Below are 23,775 nucleotides of genomic sequence, written 5' to 3' on the forward strand. Positions count from 1 at the left end.
GTCCTGATTTTGATTACCGTCGCGCGCCAATTGCCAGTGGCTTTGCATACTGGAGTCCAGCCTCGTCGAGAGGCTGACGCAAGCATCCCAATCACATAGGAACCAACAATGAAATACAAGAAGTACACGTTGACCGCTTTGCTGCCGTTCTGCTTCGCCCTGTATGGCTGCGGTGGCGGCGGCCATGGCGGCGACGCTCCGCAGAAGAGTCCTACGCCCCAGACCAAACCGGTACAGCACGGCAGCAGCGCCGAAACGCAGACCGATCCTGCCGGAGAAGGCAGCAGCACCGAAACGCAAACCGACAAGGCCGACACCGTGGATGCGGGCACCATGACCGACGTCCCGCAGAATCCAATGCCTCCCGACATCGCCATGGATGGTTCGCAGGGCGTGGCAAACGGTATCTGGATCGGCAAGGCGGGCAACGGCCTGCCCGCCTTCGCGCTGGTGGCAAACGACACGCCCATCGCCAATGGGCCCGCCAATTTCTATTTCATTTACAGCTCAAGCGCCGAGCACAAGTACGACGTGCTGCGCGGCGGCAGCATGCGCATCAACAAGGGCGCCATCGCAGCCGACGTATATTCCAGGGGCGGCGCGCACTACAACGCGCTGCGCGGCAAGGTTGATCCCGCCAATACCCTGATGGGCGACCTGTACAACGATGCCGGCCAAGTGCTCAACAACTACAGTTTCAGCTACAGCGCGGACAACGCCATTGCCCCGCAACTCACGCCCCTGTACGGCAACTATCTTGGCGTGGCGGCCAAAGCAGGGGACCCTGTTCCCTCGGTCGTCATCAAGAAGTGGCCCGACCCGGCCACAGCCACCACGCAGGCCGCCATCGAAGGCAATATGCCTGGCTGTACCTTCCGCGGAAGCATCCGCGTCGGCACCGGCAAGACGGCTGTTTATGCGCTGGAAATGCACGCCGAAGGCCCACAGTGCAGCCTGCCGGACAGCACTGGCGGCAAGACACACCTGTACGGCATGGCAGCCCTGACAACCTTGCCCGGCGCTAAAGCGCCCAGCCTGGTCTTCGCCGCCTCTGCCGACCAGGTCAAGGAGGGCAAGTACGGCACCAGCCTGATCCCTCTGGCCAATCTGACCGGCACCCTGCAGAAGCAGTAAGCAAGGCCGCTCCAGAAAAAACCAGGGGCCTGCGCATCAGCGCAAGGGCTCCTGGTTTTTCAGCAGGGCGGCAGTTTCAAATGCTGCCAGCCTTGCCTGTCGGTCCAAACAACGCCGCCACCAGCGAATCGCGCCTCACCTTGCCCTGCTGCTCAGCAGCGACCCAACTGCGGCGACACTCGATCACGTCGACTTCTTCCTCCTCCTCGATTGCGATCCGCCAGGTACAGGCGATCGACCCTGGCCGCCGCGGGCCAGGCCGGATTTCGCCGACCGCGTGCAACACCTTCAAGTGAAAACGCAGCTTCGCTACCGGTACGTCGAAGATCCGTGCCATTTCCGCTGGCGTGGCGTCGCCGACCTCTTCCAGCAACATCAGCACGGCATCGCGAATGATTTCCGCGCGCTCGTCGCTCACCGTACGCGTGCTCCCTTTGGGTAACGTAAGTTTATATTTCAACATCTTATTAAGGCCAAGAATGGATGGTCGTCCGATTCTACTGACGTGCCGCCTAACCCCGGTCGTCAGCGCCCAATCTAGGACCAGGGAAGGTGGCCAAAGTAACTAAGTCCTATTTTCAGGACCGACTGCGCCTGGCGTTCATCGGTCCGATACCATGCAATTCGTCTATCTGGGCGCCTGTTTCGCCGCCCGTATTCCTGATTACAAAGAGAGAAAATCATGTTCAAAAATATGAGGCTGGCCCACAAGCTGGCGCTGGGGTTTGGCTTGACCATCGTGGTGGCGGTTGTCGTTGCCGGACAAGGGCTGCACAGCACCGGCAGGATGAACGACCTGCTCAAAGGCATCTACGAAAACAACCTGATGCCGATCAAGGATGTCGCCAATGCAAATATGCAAGCGATCTATCATCATAGAGCCCTGTACGAAGTGGTCACCGCCAGCGATGCGGCAGCCATTGCCACCACGCGCAGCAAACTCGACAAGCATGCCGGGCAAATGAACGGACTGCTCGACAAATACCGTAAGACTTTCCTGACCGATAAAGAAAAGGAATTGCTGCAGCAATTCGAAACCGCTTGGGACGCCTACCTGCAAGCGGCCGGCAAAGTCGAGCAGTTGGCCATCGCCGGCCAGCAATCGGACGCCCAGCAACAATTGAACGGCGCGGTCGCGTCCACCTTCCAGGTCGCGGATGACCTGCTCAGCGACCTGGTAAATATTAACGAAGAGCTGGGCCACGAGGCTTTCGAAAACAGCCAGGCCGTTGCATCCGCAGTCCACATCGAAAGCATTACCGTGCTGCTGCTCGGCGCCATCCTGGGCACGGGGTTGGGCTACTGGATCACGCGCTCGATCGCCAAACCCATGGGCGAAGCAGTGCAAGTGGCGCAAACGGTGGCCGCCGGCGACCTTACCAGCAACATCGAGGTGCGCAGTGCCGACGAAGCGGGCCAGCTGTTGCAAGCCCTGCGCCAGATGAACGGCTCCCTGACCAGCATGGTCGGCGATGTACTGGACGGCACCTCGCTGATCGCTTCCGCCTCCAAGCAGATTTCGGCCGGCAATGCCGACCTGTCCTCGCGTACCGAGCAGCAGGCAGCGGCCTTGGAACAGACTGCAGCCTCGATGCATGAATTGACCGACACAGTCAGGCAGAATGCCGCCGGCGCGCAGCAGGCCAGCCAGCTGGCCCACGATGCCTGCGAACTGGCGACCAGGGGCGGCACTGCGGTGACCCAAGTTGTGCAGACCATGGGCGAGATCCAGGCGTCCGCCAAACAGATCGTCGACATCATCGGCATCATCGAAGAGATTGCGTTCCAGACCAACATCCTGTCGCTGAACGCTGCCGTGGAGGCAGCGCGCGCAGGCAAACACGGCCAGGGCTTTTCCGTGGTTGCATCCGAGGTGCGCAGCCTGGCGCAGCGCTCGGCCGCTTCGTCCAAAGCCATCAAGACCCTGATCGAGGGATCTGTCGGCAAGATCAATGAGGGCACACGCCTGGTCGGCGAAGCTGGCGCAACGATGGAAGAAGTCGTGCGCAGCTCACAGCAGGTGGCACACATCATGGACAGTATCAGCGCGGCCAGCGGCGAACAGGCCGAAGGCATCGAACAAGTGCGCCAGGCCATTGCTCAAATGGACCAGGTGACGCAACAGAATGCAGCACTGGTGGAAGAAGCTGCCGCCACAGCCGAATCGATGGAAGAGCAAGCTGCCCGGCTGGCGGCCCTGGTCGCCGTGTTCAAGATCAAGCAGGAAAGCGCACCATTTGTTTCTGCTCCCAGGCCAAGGGACATCAATCCGGCATGGCGTCCGGCGTTGATGCGCCCACAGTCGACCTCAGCAGGTAATTGAAGAGCGGGCTGCCATGCGAATCTCCTATATCGAATACACCGCCGTCAAGGCCGAAAACAATGCCGCCGAAGTACGCACCGATGTCGATCTGGCGCTGCTGATGCTGGTTTCCCTGGTCAAAGCGCGCGACAATGAAACGGCCAGCCACCTGGTGCGTACGGCGCAGTACGTCCGGCTACTCGCGGAATATTTGCGCAATCATCCGCGCTTTGCCCAAACCCTGTGCGATGAAACCATCGAACTGCTGGTCAAGTCGGCGCCGCTGCACGACATCGGCAAGGTCGGCATTCCCGACCGCGTGCTGCTCAAACCAGGCCGCCTGACGCCCGATGAATTCGCGGTCATGCGCACCCATGCCAAGCTCGGCTACGACGTGCTGGCGCAAGCTGAAGCGCAGCTCGGCCATCCACTGCCCTGCCTCGCCTTCGCCAAAGAAATCGCCTTGTCGCACCATGAAAAATGGGATGGCAGCGGCTATCCGCAAGGCCTGGCAGGGGATGCGATTCCGATGTCGGCGCGCCTGATGGCCGTAGCCGACGTCTACGATGCGCTGACCAGCAGGCGCAGCTATAAACCGGCGATGTCGCATGAAGAAGCCTTACAGATCATGCGCCAGGGACGCGGTCGTCACTTCGATCCCGACGTGCTGGATGCGTTCCTAGTCCTGGAACAGCAGTTCGCGGCCATTGCGGCGCGCCATGGCGACACGGTCGGCGATCTGACCGCACTGGCCCAGCGGGTGCTGCACGGCTAACGCAGTCACGGCCAGCACCCGGCTGGCCCATGATTTCCTCTTCCCGCGCCCCCTCCTCTGGCGGCCTCCTGCTTGGGACCTTAACCGTCATTGGCGCTCCCTCAGCTCCCGGCCCAAAATGCGTACTGAGCAACTCCGCATCCATTCCAGCGCGACGTCGGTCGAACCGTTGATCCTGTAGCGCGCACTTCATTATGCGCCCAGCCCTTACTCATCCGGAAAATGTTCCGGCGCAGCGCAACTTTTGATCAATCCAGCACCGGCAGCCTTGGGAATTCCCAAGGCATGCCATTAACTCATTGGAATAAACAAAGTGAAGTTCTCAATCATTGTGCCCAATCCCGACATCGCGTCGAACCGGGCCAACAACATCGGCGAACGAAGTACGGCAAACGATAATTCAACGAATAGCGGCGGTAAAGTGCCTACCTTGCCACCGCCGTCGGGATGCAATGCGCCACACGAAGAGACGATGTTTTGGATCTATGCGAGTAAATTGGATCAGAAGGATCCAGGGATTCCCCGCTTCTGGATAACAGATCCTAAAGGACTGAAGAAGAAACTCGAAGAATTCCGAAGTTGGCAAACGCTTGGATCCGTTCATTCCAGTCGTGCGACGGTGCTGCAGGATTTTCCCGAAGTCTTTGCGCCATTCTTCAAACACGGCTTTGGCGAATTGATCCGACCGGACCTGCTGGACAGTCTGCTGACCCCTGGCGCCCCCATTCCCGAATCACTGATGCCTGTGCTGTTGCACGGTATTGCCGACATGCTCGGCAAAAGCATCCATGTGGCCGACGTCGGGCTGGCAAACGACCTTCCGCCGAAGGAAGGCATACTCAAGGATGTGCTCCGTGTCTACCAACAGGGGGAGGATGAGGAGGCCCGCTTCTGGGCCACTGACAACGGTCCCACTCCGCCCAATGTAAGTTCCGATCCGGACGGATCGAGCATTTTCAGGGCATTAATCGCCGATGCACAAGGCTTACGCGATGACAAAGTGCGTCAGGAAGATATCAATCGCTTCCGTCAAGATATTTATGAGCACTTTTGCCACAACCATGGGCCTTATCAGGAAGCTTTTGCCAAGGCCTATGGAGAGCAGAAAGAAGTCGATGACGAATACTCCAGCCGGCCACAGCCTGAACCGGGCCTGAAGCAAAAAGCGACTGCCGTGATATTTTCGGGCTTGGCATTAGGCGCCCAATTCGAGCCGGTGCTTCGGCTCAAAGCGCAACGCATGCTCGAAGGCCAGCAGGTTACAGGGCCACAAACCACGACGGTAGCGCAAGGAAGAACCGCCATCTTCGAGCAACGCCTGCAAGAGGCGCGAGCATACGAGCAACAACATCAGGAGCCGCAGCCAGCGGCACAGACTCCCAACGAGCAAAGCAAGGGCTGGCAGGAGGCCGCAACCGAGGTTGCGAAGACCGCCTTGGTGGCCGGGGCTACCATGGCCCTGACTGGCAATCCAGTTATCGCGGCAGGGGCCGCGGTTCTATCGCAGATCGGCACCGCTGGTACCGCACAACCGGTCGAAAACGTGGTTGACGCACAAACCGACGAGGCCGGCGATGATGACGTGACCATTGAAACCGAACATGAGCCTGGCGAAATGCAGGGCGAGCACACCGGCCCGAAGGCAACTTACTCAGACTATATCGATTTCAAGCACGCCATCATTGACAATGCTTCTGCGTCAGCACGGCAGCGCCGCGAACTTGCTCCTAGCGACGCGACCGCGCAAACCAACGAACTGTTCTCAGTGCCGCTGGAAACCGTCCATGCCAACGAAACGGTTTTCCGAAACGACTTTGAAGCCTATTCGCGGCTGAATGCACCAGCACCGCGCGACCCGGTGCAATTGCAACGCGACGCGCAAACGCTGCTCGATCAGCACATCGCCGACACCGAAGCTGAAGTCCAGCGACTTCATGTTCAACGAGGCAGTGGCGAGCTACCACCACCATTCCAGGGATCGAATGCCACCGATGCCAGCAGTCTTGCTGCTAAGCTCGATCGGCTGCTCGAACTGGAGGTCCTGAAGCTGCGCTACACCACAACCCCAAGCAACCACCACCATCGCCACCGCAATGCACGTCTGCATGTACTCACCCATCAGCAGACGCATGGCGCGGCGAAAGCACTTCTTCAGACATTGCAAGCGGACTGGAAGCTGAAGACCGCAGGGGACGACAGCTTCATTCTCAGCCTTCTCGGAAAAAGTCCCGCCCAGTGGTTCAGGGAACATAAGGATCAGCTGAACGGAAAGACATGTGCCCAGGCCAAGGCGGCCATGCTGGCCAGTTGTGCAGGAGAGCTGCCGGTGGGCGAGCAGGGCAAGCTTGCCTTTACCCTCGCCCTCATTGACCAGCTCGATCCTACGCTTCGCCAAGTCCCGGAATCCGTACTGGAACAGATGCAATGGGCCGATGACAGGCATTTGAACTATCGGGTCGGCTATGCAGCATTGAGCGCCGCAAACATCCCGATCAGGTCTGAAAAGGAAATGGACGCAGCGGCGCAGACCATCATTACCCAATTCATGAACGATGATCTGGGCGCGTTGGGGCAGCATCACATGGCAAGCGACTTCGCGCTCCTGACCGGGGCCTACGGTGCGGAGGGAAAATCCGACGACACCGTCCTTGCCGACATCATGAAAGACTTCGAGCAACGTCCCAATGCCGTCCGCGATCAGAAACTTGCACAGATCCGGGCAGCCCTGGTTGACCCGCCTCCATCCCTGGCTGAGATTGCAGCGGTGTTCGGTGAACAGTATATCTCGGGACGGCCCGAAAGTGTCACCACCGTCAAATACCCGGTACGGCCCGTCAGTTTCGACAACCGCGTCGTCCGTAATGAGACCCTGCTGGACGCATTCGCCCATGGCAACCATTACAGCCGCGGTTCCGACGGTAACTCATATCGACAGCGAACTTTCCTGATCGAAGTGCCTCATGGCGGACTCGCCGCTCAAGGCCAGGAAGTCACCATCGACGGCGAGCGCATTTTTGCAGAATACGATCAGCGCGCAAGGGATTATTTCAAGACAGTCGAACGTGGTGCGCATGCGCAATTGGACTTGTTGTTCGGGCTTCATCGCCAGCCAGAAGCAATTCTCAAGCCACAAGTACAGATGGGATCGCACACCGTCAAATCGCCGGATAACATCATGATCGTGATGTTGCGCTCAGATGGCGCGAACCAGCCTCAGCCTTACAGGCTTGCGTTCGATGCCGGAAGGCACGCCTCGCTCACCCCCATGGCCGCAAGCATCGAGGACATCGCTGATCATGATCTGAACACTGTCGAGGATCAAGCCATGTTCTACGTAAAAAATCATCCCGCGGAGTTCTTCGAACGAGCGCCGGATCAGATTCGCAGCGGCACTTTCGGTATCGAGCGGCGTTTCCCCGGTACGCCGCATGAAGTGCGCAGGGAAGTGTTCTCCCAGCTTGGCTGGACCCAGAAACTCGAGGCACACAAACTCAATGCTGAGCGCAGCTTGCACGCCAAGCCCTACGTCGAGGGCTTGCCACTATACGGCTGCGTCAACAGAGTCCGCGACGCCTTTACCGACCCGCGTGTTCAAAATGAGCCCTATGAGTATCCTGTTGGCGCCCGACCGCCACGAACGACACCATCCAGCAGCTATGTCAATCCCTTCCCGACCGACGAGTTCATAATCGGTCTGCAGTGCGGTGGCGCAGTTGTGAGTATGTTGGGTGGCAAGCGCACGCTCATGAATAAGGCGGCAAAGTGGGGCAAGGCTGTTGGAAACTTGCACGGCGTCAAGTTCAAGAGCCTGAAGAGACCCAGGAAGGTCTTCGTGGATGCGCTGATGAAGGGGAAGAACGAGTTCCGTGACCGGCTGCGGGCCCATGGCCTCAGCACGGCCGATTCGAACGATCTAAGCGCGAAGCTGAATAGCGTGGGCTATGGACATGCGTTCCAGCGATTCCGGGATGCGAAAGAACTTGAGGCGCTCGCAAAGCTGACAACCGATGGGTCACGTCTCCGGGACGGCGCTGACCTGCCGCACGGGATGCTGATTACGGGATCGGATGGCAAGCGCTACCTGAAGGCAAGCGGCGGCCAGGAAGGCGGTATATTCTTTGATCCAGACCGGCGTAAATTCATGCGCCAGATTGGCGCCGCCGATGCTCCTCGCTTCGCCGAAGTTGACTTGCACACGCTCACCCTCAGGCCCGGTTCGTCCGGCTATCGGCAGCGCGAGCCCGATGCCGTCGCCATCGACCGTTTGGGACAGGCCAAGACCAGCTACTATGGCGACGGCACCGACGTACGCGTTCTGGATGGACCGGGCTTGCGCCGCGCCCGCCCGAACGAGGGAGAGGCTTATCGCAACTCAGATACCGTCTTGAAACGCGACACGCGCCGCCACGCAGACGGCATCATTCGCTACGTTGAGGACGGCGCTCCAACGTCGGAGAAGACCCACTACCGCCTGACCCAGCCCGATGGCTCGGACGTTGTGACGCCACCGGCCGGCAGCATCCATTCGTATAAAGTTCCGATGCTGCGCGCCATAGGCCCCGAAGGAGATGTGCTGCCTTTCCGCTGGGAGCGCGTGGCGGCCTTTTCCATCGGATCGAAAGAGATTCTCGTTGTCAAAATTGATGGCGCACTTTACCACCTCAAAAACAAAGAAGGGCGTCTGCATGCAGTCCACGCAAGTCCGCACACGGTCCAGGCTTATAACGAAATTTCCTGCGCGCCGCGCATCGGCAATGCGAGAACCAAGCGTGCGCCTGGTCAACAATTGCGTAGGCTATGCGACGCTGGTGCATATGATAAAGCTCAACTGGTAGAGGAATTACAACGCCAGAAAGCGGCATCGACTGACGAAAAAGAAAGGACGGAGATACAGCGCAATATCAACCATCTCGAGCAACACCATATTCAGAGAGGTACCGATGCCGAATTTGCAGAGCTGGATCAGCTCGTGAAGGAAAGGTACAACTCGGTCAAGACTGGCATTAATTGCCAAGAAATATTCAACGTTGAGAATCCGTCCGAACTGGTTAAGGTTGGAAGAAACAAGGTCAAAGGAAGGAATGTGGCGGCGTTCACGATGAACGCATTCGATGGAGAGTCGACGCTCGACTCTGCCACGGTTCAAGGTGTGACCGCCCAGCCACGCATATTGATCAGCGGATCGTATGCATTCAAGGATCAACTTGATTTGCTGCCAGGAGCAGGAAACCACGCCGGTGCCGTGTCCAACCTGGGAGCAATGAACGCGGCTGGTCGACCCAGGGAAGGTCAACAGCCGATCGTCATTCCCCGCGACGGCGACACCGAATACAAGGCTCTACCCAACATTGAAGCAAACATGAGGAAATTCATGGACAGCGTTGCTTCACTTGATAGCGCCTCGGTCAACAATCCAGAGAAAAAGCTTCGCATGGATATCAAGTTTCATACCGGACTTCCACCTTGTCTCTCATGTAGTTTTGCCATGGATGAATACATGCATGGGCTGAAGGAAAAGGTCGCGAAATGGAATCTCGAGAACCTCGGGCCCGGTCGCAATGGGATCCAGATTGACGTCAGCTTCAAGTACGGATTTGATCCGACCAAGACTGAGTGATGGTGATGAAGCGCGTGGACCAGCAGCGCGCTTCGCCCGCCGGAACTGGCCCCAAATGGGGCTTGACTTCGGCGGGCAAGCTCGCGATAAAGAAAGAAAACTGAAGGTTTCGAATTCAGAGTGTATGGCGCAGACCGAGATTGAAGGCTCGGTCGCCACTGCCGTTGCCTGTGGCGTTGCCGACCGTGTAGCCTGCGCCGTTGCGATTCATCATATGGCCGTAGGCTGCATACACATCGGTGCGGCGCGACAGGTAATACCGGTAGCCAAGCGCCAGCTGCGTAGCATCCTGGCGGCCGATGGTGTTGTCGTGCTTTCGCAGCCAGGAAGCCATCCATATGCCTGCGCCCTGGGGAATGGACAGGCCCAGCATGATGCTGCGGCTGTCGTGGCTTGGCCCTGGCGGGACAGCATAGCCGAAGGAATTGGCACTGTCGCGCATCTGCGTGCTGTCCGGACCTTTGTCCCTGCCGACTGCAATATGGGTTTTCGCCACGCCAAAGTCATACACGGCAGCCAGCAGCGTGTTGCTGGCTGGCTCCTGGTCCGGCTCGGGCGCCGGGGCGGCCGGATTGCTGCGCCGATGGTGGCCCACGTGCACCGCCAGAGGCCCACTGGTATAGGAAAAAGCGCCACCGGCCGCGTGGCCGCCGCGCTGTTGGCCGCTTTTGTCACCGCTGGCATAAGCCAGTTCCACGTTCACCCCGTGCCATCTCGGCGAGGCGTACTTGACCGAACTTTCCATGGTACCGGCGAAGCCCATCAGGTTTTCGGTATCGCCCGCCATACCGGTGTCGAAAGGATCGGCGGCCGCCATGGCGAGGTACTGGGGCGTGAGCTGCAGCCCCAGCGTGACCGTGCCCAGCCGGCTTTCCAGGCCGACGTAAGCCTGGCGCCCAAACAGGCGGCCGCCCTGCCCCGCCTGGCCGGTATCGGCGCGAAAACCGCTTTCCAGCACAAAGACGGCGGCGCGGCCGCCGCCCAGATCTTCCCTGCCGCGCAGTCCAAAACGCGAGCCCGACTCGACGCCGCTGGTCAGCTTGGTAAGCGCCGCCTGTCCGCCGCTTTCATGCACCAGCGCCATGTCGATCACGCCATACAGTTCTACGCCCGTCCCGGCCGCCGCGGTCCCTGCCGATGCGCTGGCCGCCAGCGCTAGCATTACTTTCCTCATTGATTCGCTGCCTCATGAAATGGCCTGCGATGAGGCCGACGATCCGATGCTGCGCGAAGCGTCGCGCCGCTGCTGCAGCGCGCCGATTTCCCGGACCGAATGAAGCAGCGGCGGCGTTGCGTGCTTAGAACAGGACTCGCGCCAGGCCAGCTTTCTCGAACAGGTAATCGCGCGAAGCTTCCAGCTTGCGCGTCAACGAAGGCACATCGACGCCGACCAGCCGTCCCTGCCACTTGCGGATGCGGCCGGCCACCATCACGGTGTCGACGTTGCTGCGCTCCATCAAGGTCACCACCGCACCCGGCGCATGGTTGAGGGGGCTGACGTTCAAGGCTTCGCTGTCCAGCAGGATCAGGTCGGCCTGCTTACCAGGGCTCAGGCTGCCGGTTTGCGACGCCAGCCGGAGCGCCCGGGCGCCGCCAATGGTCGCCCACTGCAGCACTTCCCGTGCCGACACGGGAGCAAAGGTATGATCGCCTTCCAGTGCCAACTCGTTGACCAGGCCACGCTGCAGCGTCAGCGCGCATCGCATTTGCGTGAAGAAGTCGGCCGTCATGGTGCATTCCACATCCGAACTCAGGGATGGCATGATGCCTGCCGCCTGCGCGTGCAGCAGTGGCGGCGTGCCGTGGCGCATTGCCATTTCAATCGGCACCGCCAACGAGATGGCGGCACCGGCTTCGGCCACCGCTTTCCAGGCAGGCTGGTTGATACCGGTCATATGAATGATCAGGTTATCGTCCCGCAGCAGGCCGCGTGAAATCAGATCGTCCATCACAGCCTGCGATCCCATGCCGCCTACGCAGTGGAAGACTATCTGCAGGCCCAGTTCACGCGCGAGCTGCCAGGCGCGCTCCCATTCCGGCAGATAGACTTCGCCGCCCATCGCCAGCGTGACCTGGCTTTGCGTGCCGGCGAAGTATTCGCGCTGCAGGCGAAAAATGTCATGCGGGTACCTGCAAGCCAGGCCTTGCCCCTCAAAATACCCCAGGACAGCCCGCCGTCCGGCGTCGAGTAAAGCTGCTACGGCAGCGTCGGTATGTTCCGGCGAATGGTGGATCTGCGACACGTCGAGTACACTGGTGACCCCGGCATCGAGCTGGCTCAGCGAGCCATACAGCTCACTGATATACACATCTTCCGGGCGGTAGGCAGGCGCCAGCCGGCCCAGGATGCGCTCCATGTAGTTCGGGTATTCCGGCTGCGCCGGATCGCCGGACAGGATACCGTCGGCCAGGCTGCTGCGCAACGCCGTTTCAAACTGGTGGTGGTGGGTGTCGACGAAGCCCGGCACGACAATCTTGCCGCGTCCATCGATCGTTTGGACCGGGGCGCTGATACATTGCGCCAAACCGGATCCGATAGCGGCAATCGTGTCGCCGTCAATCAGGATGTCGGCACATGCGTAATCACCGATCTGGTTGTCCATGGTAAGGATGCAGGCGTCTTTGATCAAGACCTGGACGTGATCCTTGCCGCTGTCCTGCGGCATCGCTGCGGGCTGCGTTGGCGACCGCCCGGCTTCCGGCCGCGCGAGCAAGATGGCGCCGGTCGCAGTTCGGCCATCGGCTTTCGAATGATGCTGGCACATTGGGGAATTCCTTTCTGGGTTGCAGTGTTCAACCTATCCTAGGCTGCGCATGCCGGACGGTGCCTGAGCAAGCTACTTTCCCGGACCGATTTACGGACTGCGATGGAACTTTCCCGCTGCTTGATCCACTACTTGACCCGCTGTTTGCCGAGCTTGCGAACCAGCGAACGGCGGTGCATGCCCAGCTGGCGCGCCGCCTCCGAGATGTTGTAGCCTGTCTCGGCCAGGACCGCATGGATATACTCCCATTCCAGGGTCTTGACAGAAGTGGCACGGCTACTGGCCGCAATGTCCGTAGTGCCGGCCACGTGGCCAAGTGCCGCTTCGATCTCATCGGTGTTGGAAGGCTTGGACAGGTACTGGATCGCGCCCAGCTTGATCGCTTCCACCGCCGTATTGATGCTGGCAAAGCCAGTCAATACTACGATGCGCATGGCGGGATCACGCCGGTGCAGCAGCTGCACGCAGGACAAGCCTGTCGCGTGGCCTTTCAGCTTGAGGTCGACCACGGCATAGGCAGGCGCATGGCACGCCAGCCGGTCGCAGACCTCGTCCAGGCTTTGCGCCAGCAGCACCTGGTAGCCGCGGCGTTCGAACGAACGCGCCAGCGTGCGCGCAAATGCGGCATCGTCTTCCACCAAAAGCAGGATGCGCCCGGCATCAGTTGTCATGGAGCTCCTCCAGCGTAATCGCCGCCAAAGGCAGGCGCAGGCAGACTTTGGCCCCGCCCCGGCCCAGATTGGCGGCCGCCAGCGTTCCGCCTAGCCTGCGCGCCACGTTCATGGCCAGGAATAGTCCCAGTCCACCGCCCTCGCGCCCTTTGCTGGAGTGGTATGGTTTGCCGAACTGGGCCAGCATTGCGGCAGTGAATCCAGGCCCCGCGTCTGTCACCCGCACTGCCAGCATTTCGCCGTCGATGCTTGCTTCCATGCGCAGCCATTGCGGCGAGGCTTCGAAAGCATTGTCCAGGAGATTGCAGATGGTCTGTTTTATGATGGAATCGGAAACGATACGCACATCGCGCCCGATCCGGTTGTCGAACTCGAAGTCCGCTACCGTCCTGGCGATGCGCCATTCCGCTGCCAGGCCGGACAGGAAGGCATTGATGGTGGTGGGTCTCGACAGCTCGCCACGCGTCTGGCCTGCGCAAAGCAGGATGCTGCTGACCGTCGTCTTGCAGCGTCGAAGCTGCGCTTCCATCTCGCCGAGCTCTGCGCGCAATGCACGATTGCTGCTGAATTCCGGCATCCGGCGCCAGTCGCCCAGAATGACCGCCATGGTCGCCAGCGGAGTGCCCAGTTCGTGCGCCGCGCCGGATGCAAGCAATCCCAAACGGACGACATGCTCCTCTTCTACCGCCTGCTGGCGCAGGTCGGCCAGCTTGCCGGCAGTGCGGCGCAGGTTGCAAATGATGCGGCCAGTAAACATCACCAGCAGTCCTGCGATGAGCACGAAGCACAGCAACACGCCTTGAATGTACAAGCTGAAGATGCCGGAGCCAAGGTCCGCCGGCAGCTCCAGCGGCCGCGAAAAGACCGCCAGCGCGGCCAGGCAGGCGGTGCTGGCGCCGACGACCAGCCAGCTCGAACGCTGGTCGAGCAGCAGCACGCTGAGCATCACCTGCAGCAGATACAGGAAGGCAAACGGATTGGAGATGCCCCCGCTCAGGTGCAATTGCACCGTCAGGCAGGCGACGTCGGCCAACAGTGCCCACAGCAGCTCGCCGTTCGAAACCGCGGCTTCGCCCCGACAGCGCAGCACGCTGGCAATATTGAAGACGGCCAGGCATCCGAGCACACTCAGCATGGCAGGCAGCGGCAGCGGCACGCCGCAGCTTACGCTGCAAACCATGATCGCCGCCCCCTGCCCCAGCACAGCCAGCCAGCGCAGTGCAATCAACTGCCGCATGTTCTGCCGTCCGGAGGCGTGCAAGATGTTGCCGGCGACGGTGGATGCGGCACCGGCCGCGCCGTCCTCGCTCGCCAGGGAAGCCTTCATGGCGTATGGTGCATCATGCCATTGGTCATGCCTGGCATCATGTTGCTGTTCAGGTGATGCATGACCCAGAGCGAGCCACTGAGCATGATCGCCACCAGCACGAAGGTGAAGATGAGTGCCAGCAAGTTCCAGCCCCCTTCCGACCTGGCATTCATGTGCAGGAAGCACACCATGTGTACCACGATCTGTCCAACGGCCAGGCCAAGCAGGACATAGGCCGCCGTGCTGGAGTGGACGAACACATTGCCCATCACCAGCCAGAAGGAAACGGCGGTCATGATGGCAGCCAGTACGAAGCCGATGATGTATCCGCGCAGGCTGCCGTGCGCCGGATCGTGCTGCAGGTGTTCGCTCATGGCAGCACTCCCATCAGGTAGACAAAGGTGAACACGCCGACCCAGACCACATCGAGGAAGTGCCAGAACAGCGAAAGGCACATCAGGCGGCGCCGGTTCTCCGGCGACAGGCCATGCTTCTTCAGCTGGAACAGCAGCGTGACCAGCCACACGATGCCGAAGGCGACGTGCAGCCCATGGGTGCCGACCAGGGCAAAGAACGCGGTCAGGAAGCCGCTTTGCTGGGGCCCGGCGCCTTCCTGAACCAGGTGGATGAATTCAAACAGCTCGAAAAAGACGAAGGTTGCGCCAAGCACCCCGGTGATGGCCAGCCAGCCCATTACCTGCTTCAGCTTCTGCCTTTGCATCTCCAGCATGGCAAAGCCATAGGTGATCGATGACAGCAACAGCAGCGTGGTGTTGATGGCCACCAGCGGCAAGTCGAACAGTTCGGCCCCGGATGGCGCGTTCGCGTAGCTGCGTCCCAGCACCGCATACGCGGCGAACAGCACGGCGAAGATCAGGCAATCGCTCATCAGATATAGCCAGAAGCCCAGCATGGTCCCGTTCTGCGGATGATGATTGCGCACCAGGAAGCGCGCGCAAGGGTCGGCGGGCATCGCGCCCGCGACGATAGGATGATTGGTAGTCATAAGTTCAGGCGATTTTCAGGAGACGGGTACGCATTTCTTCCGTGTGCGCGACTTGATCCGCGGGAATGTAGTAGTCGCGCCGGTAGTTAAAGGTGTGGGCCACGATTGCCGCCAGCAGCACGGCAAAACACAGCCCGGCCGGCAGCCACATATGCCAGATCAGCGTGAAGCCGAGCGCGAAACTGAGCGCCGCCAGGATGAAGCCGGCGCGGGTATTCTTCGGCATATGGATCGCAGAAAATCCGGCCAGCGGACGCTGGAAGCCGTGCCTTTTCATATCAGTCCAGGCATCATTGTCGTGTACGCGCGGCGTGATGGCGAAGTTGTAATCCGGCGGCGGCGACGCGGTCGACCACTCCAGGGTACGGCCATCCCATGGATCGCCTGTGAGGTCGCGCAGCTGCTTGCGGCGCTTGAAGCTGACCGCAAACTGCACGGCCATCGCCGCAATGCCGACAGCGATCAGGACGGCGCCCACGGCAGCGACGATAAACCAGGGCTGCAGCGATGGATCGTCGAAGTGGCTCATGCGGCGCGTCACGCCCATCAGGCCCAGCACATACAGGGGCATGAAGGCCAGGTAGAAGCCGATCACCCAGCACCAGAACGAAACCTTGCCCCAGAAGGCGTCGAGCTGGTAGCCGAAGGCCTTTGGAAACCAGTAGTTGATGCCTGCGAACATGCCAAACAGGACGCCGCCGATGATCACATTGTGGAAGTGCGCGATCAGGAACAGCGAGTTGTGCAGCACGAAATCGGCCGGCGGAACCGCCAGCAGCACGCCGGTCATTCCGCCAATGACGAAAGTGATCATGAAGGCGACGGCCCACATCATCGGCAGCTCGAAGCGGATGCGGCCGCGATACATGGTGAACAGCCAGTTGAAGATCTTGGCGCCGGTCGGGATCGAAATGATCATCGTCGTAATGCCGAAGAAGGAATTGACGCTGGCGCCGGACCCCATGGTGAAGAAGTGGTGCAGCCACACCATGTAGGACAGGATCGTGATAACTACCGTCGCATACACCATCGATGTATAGCCGAACAGGCGCTTGCCGGAGAAGGTCGAGACGATTTCCGAGAAAATGCCGAAGCACGGCAGGATCAGGATGTAGACCTCGGGATGGCCCCAGATCCAGATCAGGTTCACGTACAGCATGGAATTGCCGCCAAGGTCATTGGTGAAGAAGTTGGTGCCGAACATACGGTCCAGGGTCAGCATGCCCAGCACGGCCGTCAGCACCGGGAAGGCGGCGACGATCAACACGTTGGTGCACAGCGCGGCCCAGGCAAAGACCGGCATCTTCATCAGCGTCATGCCGGGGGCGCGCAGCTTGACGATGGTGGCAATCAGGTTGATGCCCGACAGCAGCGTCCCGACGCCCGAGATCTGCAACGACCAGATGTAGTAGTCCACCCCGACATCGGGACTCGCCAGGATTCCGGACAAGGGCGGATAGGCCAGCCAGCCGGTGCGCGCGAACTCGCCCACGAACAGTGAAGTCATGGTCAGCATGCCGCCGAATGCAGTCATCCAGAACGAGAAGTTGTTCAGGAAGGGAAAGGCGACGTCGCGCGCACCGATCTGCATCGGCACCACGTAGTTCATCAGCCCCGTCACCAGCGGCATCGCGACGAAGAAGATCATGATCACGCCATGGGCCGTGAAAATCTGATCGTAGTGGTGCGGCGGAAGGTAGCCCAGGTTCTCGCCAAAGGCCATGGCTTGCTGCGCACGCATCATCAGCGCATCGGCAAAGCCGCGCAGCAGCATCACCAAGCCAAACACCATATACATGATGCCTACCTTTTTATGATCGACACTGGTGATCCAGTCGCGCCACAATGGCCCCCAAAGCCGGTAACGGGTCAGCAGGCCCAGGATGGCGGCGCCCGCGAGCGCCACCATGATGAAGGTACCCAGCAGAATCGGCTCGTGGATGGGAACCGCATCCCAGCCCAGCCTGCCAAATATCAATTGTTTCAGGTTAGCTTGTTCGTACATAGTCAGTTCTTTCTGGTTTCAGGGCTGGCGCACTCCACCCCGCTCGCGGCCTGGGTCAGGCGCTGCGCAGCGCGCTCCGCAGCCAGTTCGGCACTGCTGCGGTGGCGGGCGACCCGGGTCGCGTTTTCGGACATCATCTCGTTCATGCATACGGCGTTGCGGTCGACACAGCGGTTGACGATGGCGCTGTACAGGCCGTCCTCGACGGCGCCGTAATAGCGCACCTTGTCGCGCGTGCTGGGTTTTTCCAGCGCCGCATATGCGGCGCGGTCCAGCTGAACGGTACTGCGCTTGGCGCCTTGCACCCACTGCGCGAAGTCTTCGCCGCTCAAGCCATGGAACTTGAAGCGCATGCCCGAGAAACCGGCCCCGCTGTAATTGGAGGAAAAGCCGTCGTAGATGCCAGGCTTGTTGATCACGCCGTGCAGCTGGGTTTCCATGCCGGGCATGGCGTAGATCTGTCCGGCCAGGGCAGGAATGAAGAAGGAGTTCATCACGCTCGATGCGCTGATCTTGAAATTGATCGGCACGTCGACCGGAGCCGCCAGCTCGTTCACGGTCGCGATGCCTTGCTCCGGATAGATGAACAGCCATTTCCAGTCCAGCGCCACCACTTGCACCTCCAGCGGCTTGACCGTAGCCGGCAGCGGGCGACGCGCATCCAGGCGCTGCAGCGGGCGATAGGGGTCGAGCGTGTGGGTAGCGATCCAGGTCAGCAGCCCCAGTACGATAATGATCAGCAGCGGACCGCCCCAGATCAACAGTTCCAGGACCGTCGAGTGATCCCAGTCCGGCGCATAACTGGCTGCGCTATTGCCCTTGCGGTAGCGCCAGGCAAACAGAACGGTCAAGGCGATGACCGGGACAATAATCAACAACATCAGCAAGGTGGACACCGCGATCAGGTGGCTTTGCTGAGCAGCGATGTCGCCCGAAGGCTTCATCACCACCGTATTGCAAGCGCCAAGTGCAGCCAGTGGCACCATGAAGAGCCCGCGAAGGAATAAGGAACGTGGCATACGAATAAGTCCTGTGTTGAATGGATTCGTGCTGCCACTCTATTCCTGCCCTGCGGTCCTGCACATTGGACACTTTGTCCGCTTCGTCGCGCAAACCTCGGACCGGATGACTGCCGCCAGGGCGCACACCGGTTTTCAACCCGAATTATTGCGAATTGGAAACTCAAAGCCGGCTTTGCCCCGCGTAAACCGGACCGATTAACGGCTTTGGCTGCTTGGCGCCGCTTGTGCGGCATCGGTAGCGATGACGATACTCAGCTTGCTGGCATCAATGTGCTTGCGGAAGGCGGCATTGACCTGCCGCAGGGTGAGCGCATTGAGCTGCGCTTCCTGAGCCTTGTTCCAGGCGAAGCCGCGGGCCATCTGCATCAGGCGCAGCCATTCCCAGGCCAGGGCGTCATCCTCCGCCCGCTGCTGGGCGCGCAGCCGGAGCATGGCGGCCTTGGCACTTTCCAGTTCAGCCCGGGTAAAGCCCTGCTTGAGCGCCCGCTCCAGCTCCTGGCGGATGGCTGCCTCCAGCCTGGCCATGTTTTGCGGCGCCGCCACCGCTTCGACCGTGAAAATGCCGGCATCGTCCCGCTCGCCGGCCCGCAGTGCAGAGCCCCCCCAGTACGACAGGCCGTCCCGTTCCCGGATCCGGTCCATCAGGCGCGACTTCGCCGCGCCGCCAAACATGAAGTTCGCGGCCTGCAGCGCCAGATAATCCGGATCGTCCAGGTTCAAGGCGACGTTCATGCGGGCACCGTACATGGCGTTTTCCTTGTCCGCTGCGGCAAGCACTTTGCGGACAGCCGGGATGGCGGCGTACCGGTCGAGGACAGGGGCGTATTCCGAATTGCTGCGCCAGCCGGCCAGCTCCTCGCTGACGGCGCCGAGCAATGCCTCTTTGTCGAAGTCGCCCACCACCGCCAGTGCGCCATGCGAGGCGCCATAAAACGCGGCATGAAATGCCTTCAGGTCCTCCAGGCTCAGGACCCGTACTTCGGCGATCTGTTGCTCGAGCGTCAGCACAGCCCGCGGGTCGCCTTTGGGCCATTGATTGAAATGCAGCTCCAGTTCGCGCCGCACCATCGATGTCGGCTCACCGCGCTGCGATTCAAGGCTGAGCAGCCACTGCTGGCGCATCTGGTCGAATTCCATTTGAGAGAAGGCCGGCTCCTTCAGCACATGGGCCATCAGGCGCATGGCGGCCGGCAGATGCTGCCGCGTGGTTTCGAAATTGAATGGCGTGCCGGTGATCTTCAATGCCGCCATCTCATCGGCCAGCTGCGCCCTTGTGTATTTGCTGGTCCCGCGCATGAGCATGGCGTTCACCGCCGTCGCCACGGTCTGCTTGCCGAACAGCGTATTCTCGTTCCCCCAATGCAGCTGCAGCTCCACGGTCACGGTCTCGCCCCGGTTTTTCTTGGACAACAGCGCGAGCTTCAGTCCTCCGACTTGCGTCAGCTGCGTGCGCGCCAGGATGTTGTCGTGACTGGTGTCGAAGTACGCCCCGGCTTGTTTCCCTGCCTCGCCGCGGTAGGCTCGCAGCAATTCGGCGGCAGTCGGCGCCGTACCGATCAGCGCGCGCTGGGGCGCGTCATCCGGCAGGAAGGTGCCTACGGTGCGGTTATCGCGCCTGTAATAGCGTTCCGCCGCCTGCATGATTTGCTGCCCCGTCACCGAGGCAATAACCTCGCTTTGGCGGAACAGCAGACGCCAGTCGCCCAAGGCAATGGCTTCGCTTAACGCGATGCCCAACTGCTGCGGATTGCTCAGCGCCTTGTCAAGCGAATTGGCAAACTCGCGCCGTGCGCGCTCGACCTCTTCCGTCTCTGGTGGTGCGCTGGCAAACCCCTCCACTGCGGAGACCAGCGCATCGCGTACCGGCGCTACCTCCTGCCCCGACCTGACGACGGCGCCGAACATTTGCATGCCGGGAGCCATGCCCGCCTGGCTGATCGCAAAGACATGGGCCGCTTTGCCCGTTTCCACCAGCAGTTTGTGCAGGCGGCCATTCGGGGCGTCGCTGAGGATGGAACTGGAGAATGCCAGCGCTTCGGCATCGCCGTGCAGGCCGGATGGCACCTTGTAGCCGACCATGACGATCTGCTGGTCACCGCTGCGCCGCACGGCAAACTGGCGCTCGCCATCCTGGGCCGGCTCAACGGTCCAGAATTGCGGCAGCTCGCGCTTGGGCTTTGGGATGGCGCCGAACGCCTTGCCGATCCAGGCCAGGGTTTGCGCCGGATCGAACTTGCCGGCGACCAGCAGTACCGCATTATCGGGCTGGTAATAGGTGCGATAAAAGGCGCGCAGCCTGCCAATGTCCACATGCTCGATATCGCTGCGGTTGCCGATGGTGGCGCGTCCATAGCTGTGCCAGTCGTAGGCCACACTTTCCATGCGCTTGTGCAGCACCTCGTAGGGATTGTTTTCGCCGAGCTCATACTCGTTGCGGACCACCGTCATTTCCGCGTCCAGGTCCTTCTTCGCGATAAAGGCGTTGGTCATCCGGTCGGCTTCCATATCCAGCACCCATTTGAGGTTGTCGGGGCTGGCCTGGAACACCTGGTAGTAGTTGGTGCGGTCCTGCGAGGTGGTGCCGTTGAAATCCATGCCGCGTACCGTGAATTGGTGCATGAGGTCGCGATGCCGTGGCGAGCCCTTGAACATCAGGTGCTCGAGCAAATGCGCCATACCGCTTTCGCCATAGTTCTCGTGGCGCGAGCCCGCCAGATAGGTCATGTTCACGGTCGCCGTTGGTTTGCCCGCATCGGGAAACAGAAGCACTTTCAGGCCGTTTGCCATGCGATATTCTGTGATGCCAGCCAGCGACGGACCTTGCGTCATGCCCGGCGGGATCGCCTGCCCGAACGCAGGAGGGAGGATGCATACTCCAAGCAGCAGCGGAGCCAGGTACCGGGTTGCCATTGTGTTTTAGTCCTAGAGTGAAAACCGCATTGGAATAGAGGGCAGTCCGACAGTCGCCCCGCTGCGCAAATTCCCAGACCAAAGGAAGCCTGCCCAAGCTTCATTTGGTCCGAATTCCTGACGGGGCATCAAGGCGCAAGACTGTTGTCGGATAAGCTACGGTTCGACTCTCTCCCCTCCATCCGGTGTCTTATGCTCCCCACCCGCCCCTTGCGAGCAGTCCATACTGCCGTATGCAACTGGTTTCGCGCCAGCTTCGACTTCATGCGCGTTGCACGCGTCGTGCTGCTGATGGCCCCTACGCTGGCGTGCTTCCTGTCCACTGGCGACAGCAGTAGCCTGAAAGCTGGCTTCCTGGGTGTGCTCTTGCTGTCCGCGGCGGAAAAAACACAGCCTTCGCTGTTCCTGCTCTTACTGCACGCTGGAGCCATCCTCGGTTCCGTTGCGCTTTTCAGCCTGGCTTATCCATATGCCTGGCTGTTTGTGCCGCTGTGCGCCGCTTACGGCGCGGCAGCCGGATGGCTCGGCCGCTGGGGGCCAGCCTGGCAATCGCTTGGCAATTATGGATTCCTGGCGGCGCTATACCTGGGCTGCGAGCTCAACGCAGGCGGCGGCATTATGCTGGCGGGCTACCTGCATTTGCTGTCCTGGTCGGGACTAGCGCTGGTCCCCACAGCGCTGGTGCTGGTGTGGAAGCTGTCCGCCAGCGAAGCCGGTGCTGCAGCCGCCCTGCGCGTCTTCTGCCGTCGCCACAATATGCTGCCGGCGCGCGCATCTGACACCGAGCGGGCCCGCACCGCCAGCGATGCCGCCGTGGTGCGCTGCGCGGCCGTGCTGCTGGCCGCAGCCCTGGTGCGCTATCTGCACCTGCCGGCCGGGGAATGGCTGATCTGGTCGGCTGCCAGCGTCGTCACCGGTTCGATGCCCAGCGTGCGGCGCAAGGCTGGCGACCGTGCCGTGGGCGTGCTGTGGGGCGCCGGCGCCGGCATGACACTGTGCTGGGTGGCCTTGCAGGCGGCACCCGCCATGCTGCACACCGGTCACGCACTGCCAGCCGTATGCACCCTGGTGACCGCCATTTCCCTCGGTTGCTGCCAACGCTATCGCCTGGCGTTTGGACTGCGCAGCATGATGTGCGTGGTTCTGGCGGCGACGTCTGGTTATGGGGTTGGGGTGGCCGTGCTGCGCTCAGCCAATGTGCTGGTGGGCGGGATGATCGGTGCCGCGCTGACCCTGCTGTATGAACAGCGCGGTGCCCGCATCCCAAGGCTCTGAATCTAAGGCAGGTCAGGCTGTTCCGAGCGCCTGAATTGACGCTCCAGCTTACGGCGGTAGTTCCGGTCCGTCGCCAGGCGCGCCTTCAACTCACGGTCCTTTGCCGCATTGACGTTCATGCTGACGCAATCTGCGAATTCATCGGTACCTGTGCGATAACCATACTGCATGCAGGACGCCGCAGCGCGGCCGGCATAGTCGGTCTGCACCGGATAGCGGTGGTGGGCGCAAGCTGTCGCGCCCAGGCAGGTAGCGAAAGCCAGCAAAAGCGTACGCGCCAGGGGGCGCTTGCCGGAGTGGGAGTGTTGCATAGGTTTTCCTTGGAATCAGGGCGAATCGATTCGCCCCATGTCCGGACACTGTAGGGCCGTCGCCAAGACTGCCGGTGCGAAGCGCCAGATTTCAGACCAGTCCGCCGGAACCGGCGCGCGTAGGTTAATGGGTCCGAAAGTTCCGCTCCGGGCGCTGCGGTCCGTGCAATTGCAGCGATTATTTACTGGCGGCCTGGCCGCACGTTACCTTCGCATGCCAATTGATCGCGGCGCCCGCGCCGCCACGCCTATGTCCAAATACCGAACAGAAAATCCAGACTTCAATCCCAACCTGCTGCTCGACACCATGAAGGAATGGCTGGGAGTGCGCACCGACTGCCGCCTGGCACAGCGCCTGGCCGTTGGCGGGCCTTCGATTAGCAAGCTCCGCCACGGCAGGGTGCCGGTCTCCGCAGACCTTCTGGTGAGCATGCATGAGGAAACAGGCCTCAGTATCCGCGAGCTGCGCTTACTGGCCGGCGATCTTCGATGGCACACGGGAAAGTCCGCGCCAACGATGTTGCCGGCGCAAGTGCCACGGATGTTGTCCGATCATGCCCGTCTTTGCGCCGAAATGGCACGCGTCCGAAAGCGCGTTTCCAGCGGCGTCGCGCTGCGCATTGCCGCCGGCACACCAGGCATGCACGATGCCCTTTACGGGTAACCATACGCC

General features: G+C 60.9%; 17 protein-coding genes. 6 read left to right on the forward strand and 11 right to left on the reverse strand.

The window, feature by feature from the left end; all coding sequences use genetic code 11:
- Nucleotides 1-108: 108 nt before the first annotated feature.
- On the forward strand, nucleotides 109-1,134 hold the full coding sequence (locus ACN9MY_RS20715) for a hypothetical protein (RefSeq protein ID WP_426318492.1): 1,026 nt from the start codon (nucleotides 109-111) through the stop codon (nucleotides 1,132-1,134).
- 76 nt (nucleotides 1,135-1,210) lie between these two features.
- Here the strand turns inward: ACN9MY_RS20715 and ACN9MY_RS20720 are convergent, their stop codons facing one another.
- Entirely contained in the window at nucleotides 1,211-1,552 is a 342-nt protein-coding gene (locus ACN9MY_RS20720; protein WP_426162418.1) for a hypothetical protein, read from the reverse strand.
- Nucleotides 1,553-1,816: 264 nt separating this feature from the next.
- Here ACN9MY_RS20720 and ACN9MY_RS20725 point away from each other — a divergent pair, with 264 nt between their 5' ends.
- From ACN9MY_RS20725 to ACN9MY_RS20735, 3 genes are all read left to right on the forward strand, one after another.
- Nucleotides 1,817-3,457: a methyl-accepting chemotaxis protein gene (locus tag ACN9MY_RS20725; protein WP_426162419.1), complete on the forward strand. Its 1,641-nt coding sequence runs from the start codon at nucleotides 1,817-1,819 to the stop codon at nucleotides 3,455-3,457.
- A gap of 13 nt (nucleotides 3,458-3,470) precedes the next feature.
- A complete protein-coding gene (locus ACN9MY_RS20730) occupies nucleotides 3,471-4,211 on the forward strand; it encodes an HD-GYP domain-containing protein (protein ID WP_426162420.1) in 741 nt (246 codons plus the stop codon).
- Between the two features lie 313 nt (nucleotides 4,212-4,524).
- Nucleotides 4,525-9,828, forward strand: a complete 5,304-nt coding sequence (locus ACN9MY_RS20735) for a hypothetical protein (protein WP_426162421.1) — start codon at nucleotides 4,525-4,527, stop codon at nucleotides 9,826-9,828.
- A gap of 115 nt (nucleotides 9,829-9,943) precedes the next feature.
- Here ACN9MY_RS20735 and ACN9MY_RS20740 read toward each other — a convergent pair whose 3' ends face one another.
- The 9 genes from ACN9MY_RS20740 to ACN9MY_RS20780 all read right to left on the reverse strand — a co-directional run bounded on the left by ACN9MY_RS20740 (nucleotide 9,944) and on the right by ACN9MY_RS20780 (nucleotide 21,516).
- Nucleotides 9,944-11,002: a porin gene (locus ACN9MY_RS20740; protein WP_426336067.1), complete on the reverse strand. Its 1,059-nt coding sequence runs from the start codon at nucleotides 11,000-11,002 to the stop codon at nucleotides 9,944-9,946.
- A 124-nt stretch (nucleotides 11,003-11,126) separates the two neighbouring features.
- On the reverse strand, nucleotides 11,127-12,593 hold the full coding sequence (locus ACN9MY_RS20745; protein ID WP_426336068.1) for an amidohydrolase family protein: 1,467 nt from the start codon (nucleotides 12,591-12,593) through the stop codon (nucleotides 11,127-11,129).
- A 128-nt stretch (nucleotides 12,594-12,721) separates the two neighbouring features.
- Nucleotides 12,722-13,264 carry a response regulator transcription factor gene (locus ACN9MY_RS20750; protein ID WP_426336069.1) on the reverse strand — a complete coding sequence of 181 codons (543 nt, stop codon included), beginning with the start codon at nucleotides 13,262-13,264 and terminating at the stop codon, nucleotides 12,722-12,724.
- Nucleotides 13,254-14,591 carry an ATP-binding protein gene (locus ACN9MY_RS20755; protein ID WP_426336070.1) on the reverse strand — a complete coding sequence of 446 codons (1,338 nt, stop codon included), beginning with the start codon at nucleotides 14,589-14,591 and terminating at the stop codon, nucleotides 13,254-13,256. The genes ACN9MY_RS20750 and ACN9MY_RS20755 overlap by 11 nt, the downstream gene beginning before the upstream one ends.
- Complete coding sequence (gene cyoD / locus ACN9MY_RS20760) at nucleotides 14,588-14,947, reverse strand: cytochrome o ubiquinol oxidase subunit IV (protein WP_426336071.1); 360 nt, start codon at nucleotides 14,945-14,947, stop codon at nucleotides 14,588-14,590. Before cyoD ends, ACN9MY_RS20755 begins: the two co-directional genes overlap by 4 nt.
- Complete coding sequence (cyoC, locus tag ACN9MY_RS20765) at nucleotides 14,944-15,546, reverse strand: cytochrome o ubiquinol oxidase subunit III (protein WP_426172259.1); 603 nt, start codon at nucleotides 15,544-15,546, stop codon at nucleotides 14,944-14,946. Before cyoC ends, cyoD begins: the two co-directional genes overlap by 4 nt.
- Nucleotides 15,547-15,583: 37 nt before the next feature.
- Nucleotides 15,584-17,584 (reverse strand): cytochrome o ubiquinol oxidase subunit I, encoded by a 2,001-nt coding sequence (cyoB, locus tag ACN9MY_RS20770; protein WP_426336072.1) that lies wholly within the window; start codon nucleotides 17,582-17,584, stop codon nucleotides 15,584-15,586.
- 2 nt (nucleotides 17,585-17,586) lie between these two features.
- The gene (gene cyoA / locus ACN9MY_RS20775; protein ID WP_426336073.1) at nucleotides 17,587-18,603 is read right to left on the reverse strand and encodes a ubiquinol oxidase subunit II; all 1,017 of its coding nucleotides are present in this window, start codon (nucleotides 18,601-18,603) and stop codon (nucleotides 17,587-17,589) included.
- A gap of 198 nt (nucleotides 18,604-18,801) precedes the next feature.
- Complete coding sequence (locus ACN9MY_RS20780; RefSeq protein WP_426336074.1) at nucleotides 18,802-21,516, reverse strand: M16 family metallopeptidase; 2,715 nt, start codon at nucleotides 21,514-21,516, stop codon at nucleotides 18,802-18,804.
- A gap of 192 nt (nucleotides 21,517-21,708) precedes the next feature.
- Here ACN9MY_RS20780 and ACN9MY_RS20785 point away from each other — a divergent pair, with 192 nt between their 5' ends.
- Nucleotides 21,709-22,791 carry an FUSC family protein gene (locus tag ACN9MY_RS20785; protein ID WP_426336075.1) on the forward strand — a complete coding sequence of 361 codons (1,083 nt, stop codon included), beginning with the start codon at nucleotides 21,709-21,711 and terminating at the stop codon, nucleotides 22,789-22,791.
- Between the two features lie 2 nt (nucleotides 22,792-22,793).
- On the opposite strand, the gene ACN9MY_RS20790 is transcribed toward ACN9MY_RS20785, so the two are convergent.
- Nucleotides 22,794-23,102 (reverse strand): hypothetical protein, encoded by a 309-nt coding sequence (locus ACN9MY_RS20790; RefSeq protein WP_426162431.1) that lies wholly within the window; start codon nucleotides 23,100-23,102, stop codon nucleotides 22,794-22,796.
- Between the two features lie 163 nt (nucleotides 23,103-23,265).
- On the opposite strand from ACN9MY_RS20790, the gene ACN9MY_RS20795 reads away from it, so the two are divergent.
- Complete coding sequence (locus ACN9MY_RS20795) at nucleotides 23,266-23,766, forward strand: helix-turn-helix domain-containing protein (RefSeq protein ID WP_426318501.1); 501 nt, start codon at nucleotides 23,266-23,268, stop codon at nucleotides 23,764-23,766.
- The last annotated feature ends 9 nt before the right edge of the window (nucleotides 23,767-23,775 follow it).

It is taken from the genome of Pseudoduganella sp. R-31 (genome assembly GCF_049913235.1).
Classification (GTDB): Bacteria; Pseudomonadota; Gammaproteobacteria; order Burkholderiales; family Burkholderiaceae_D; genus Rugamonas.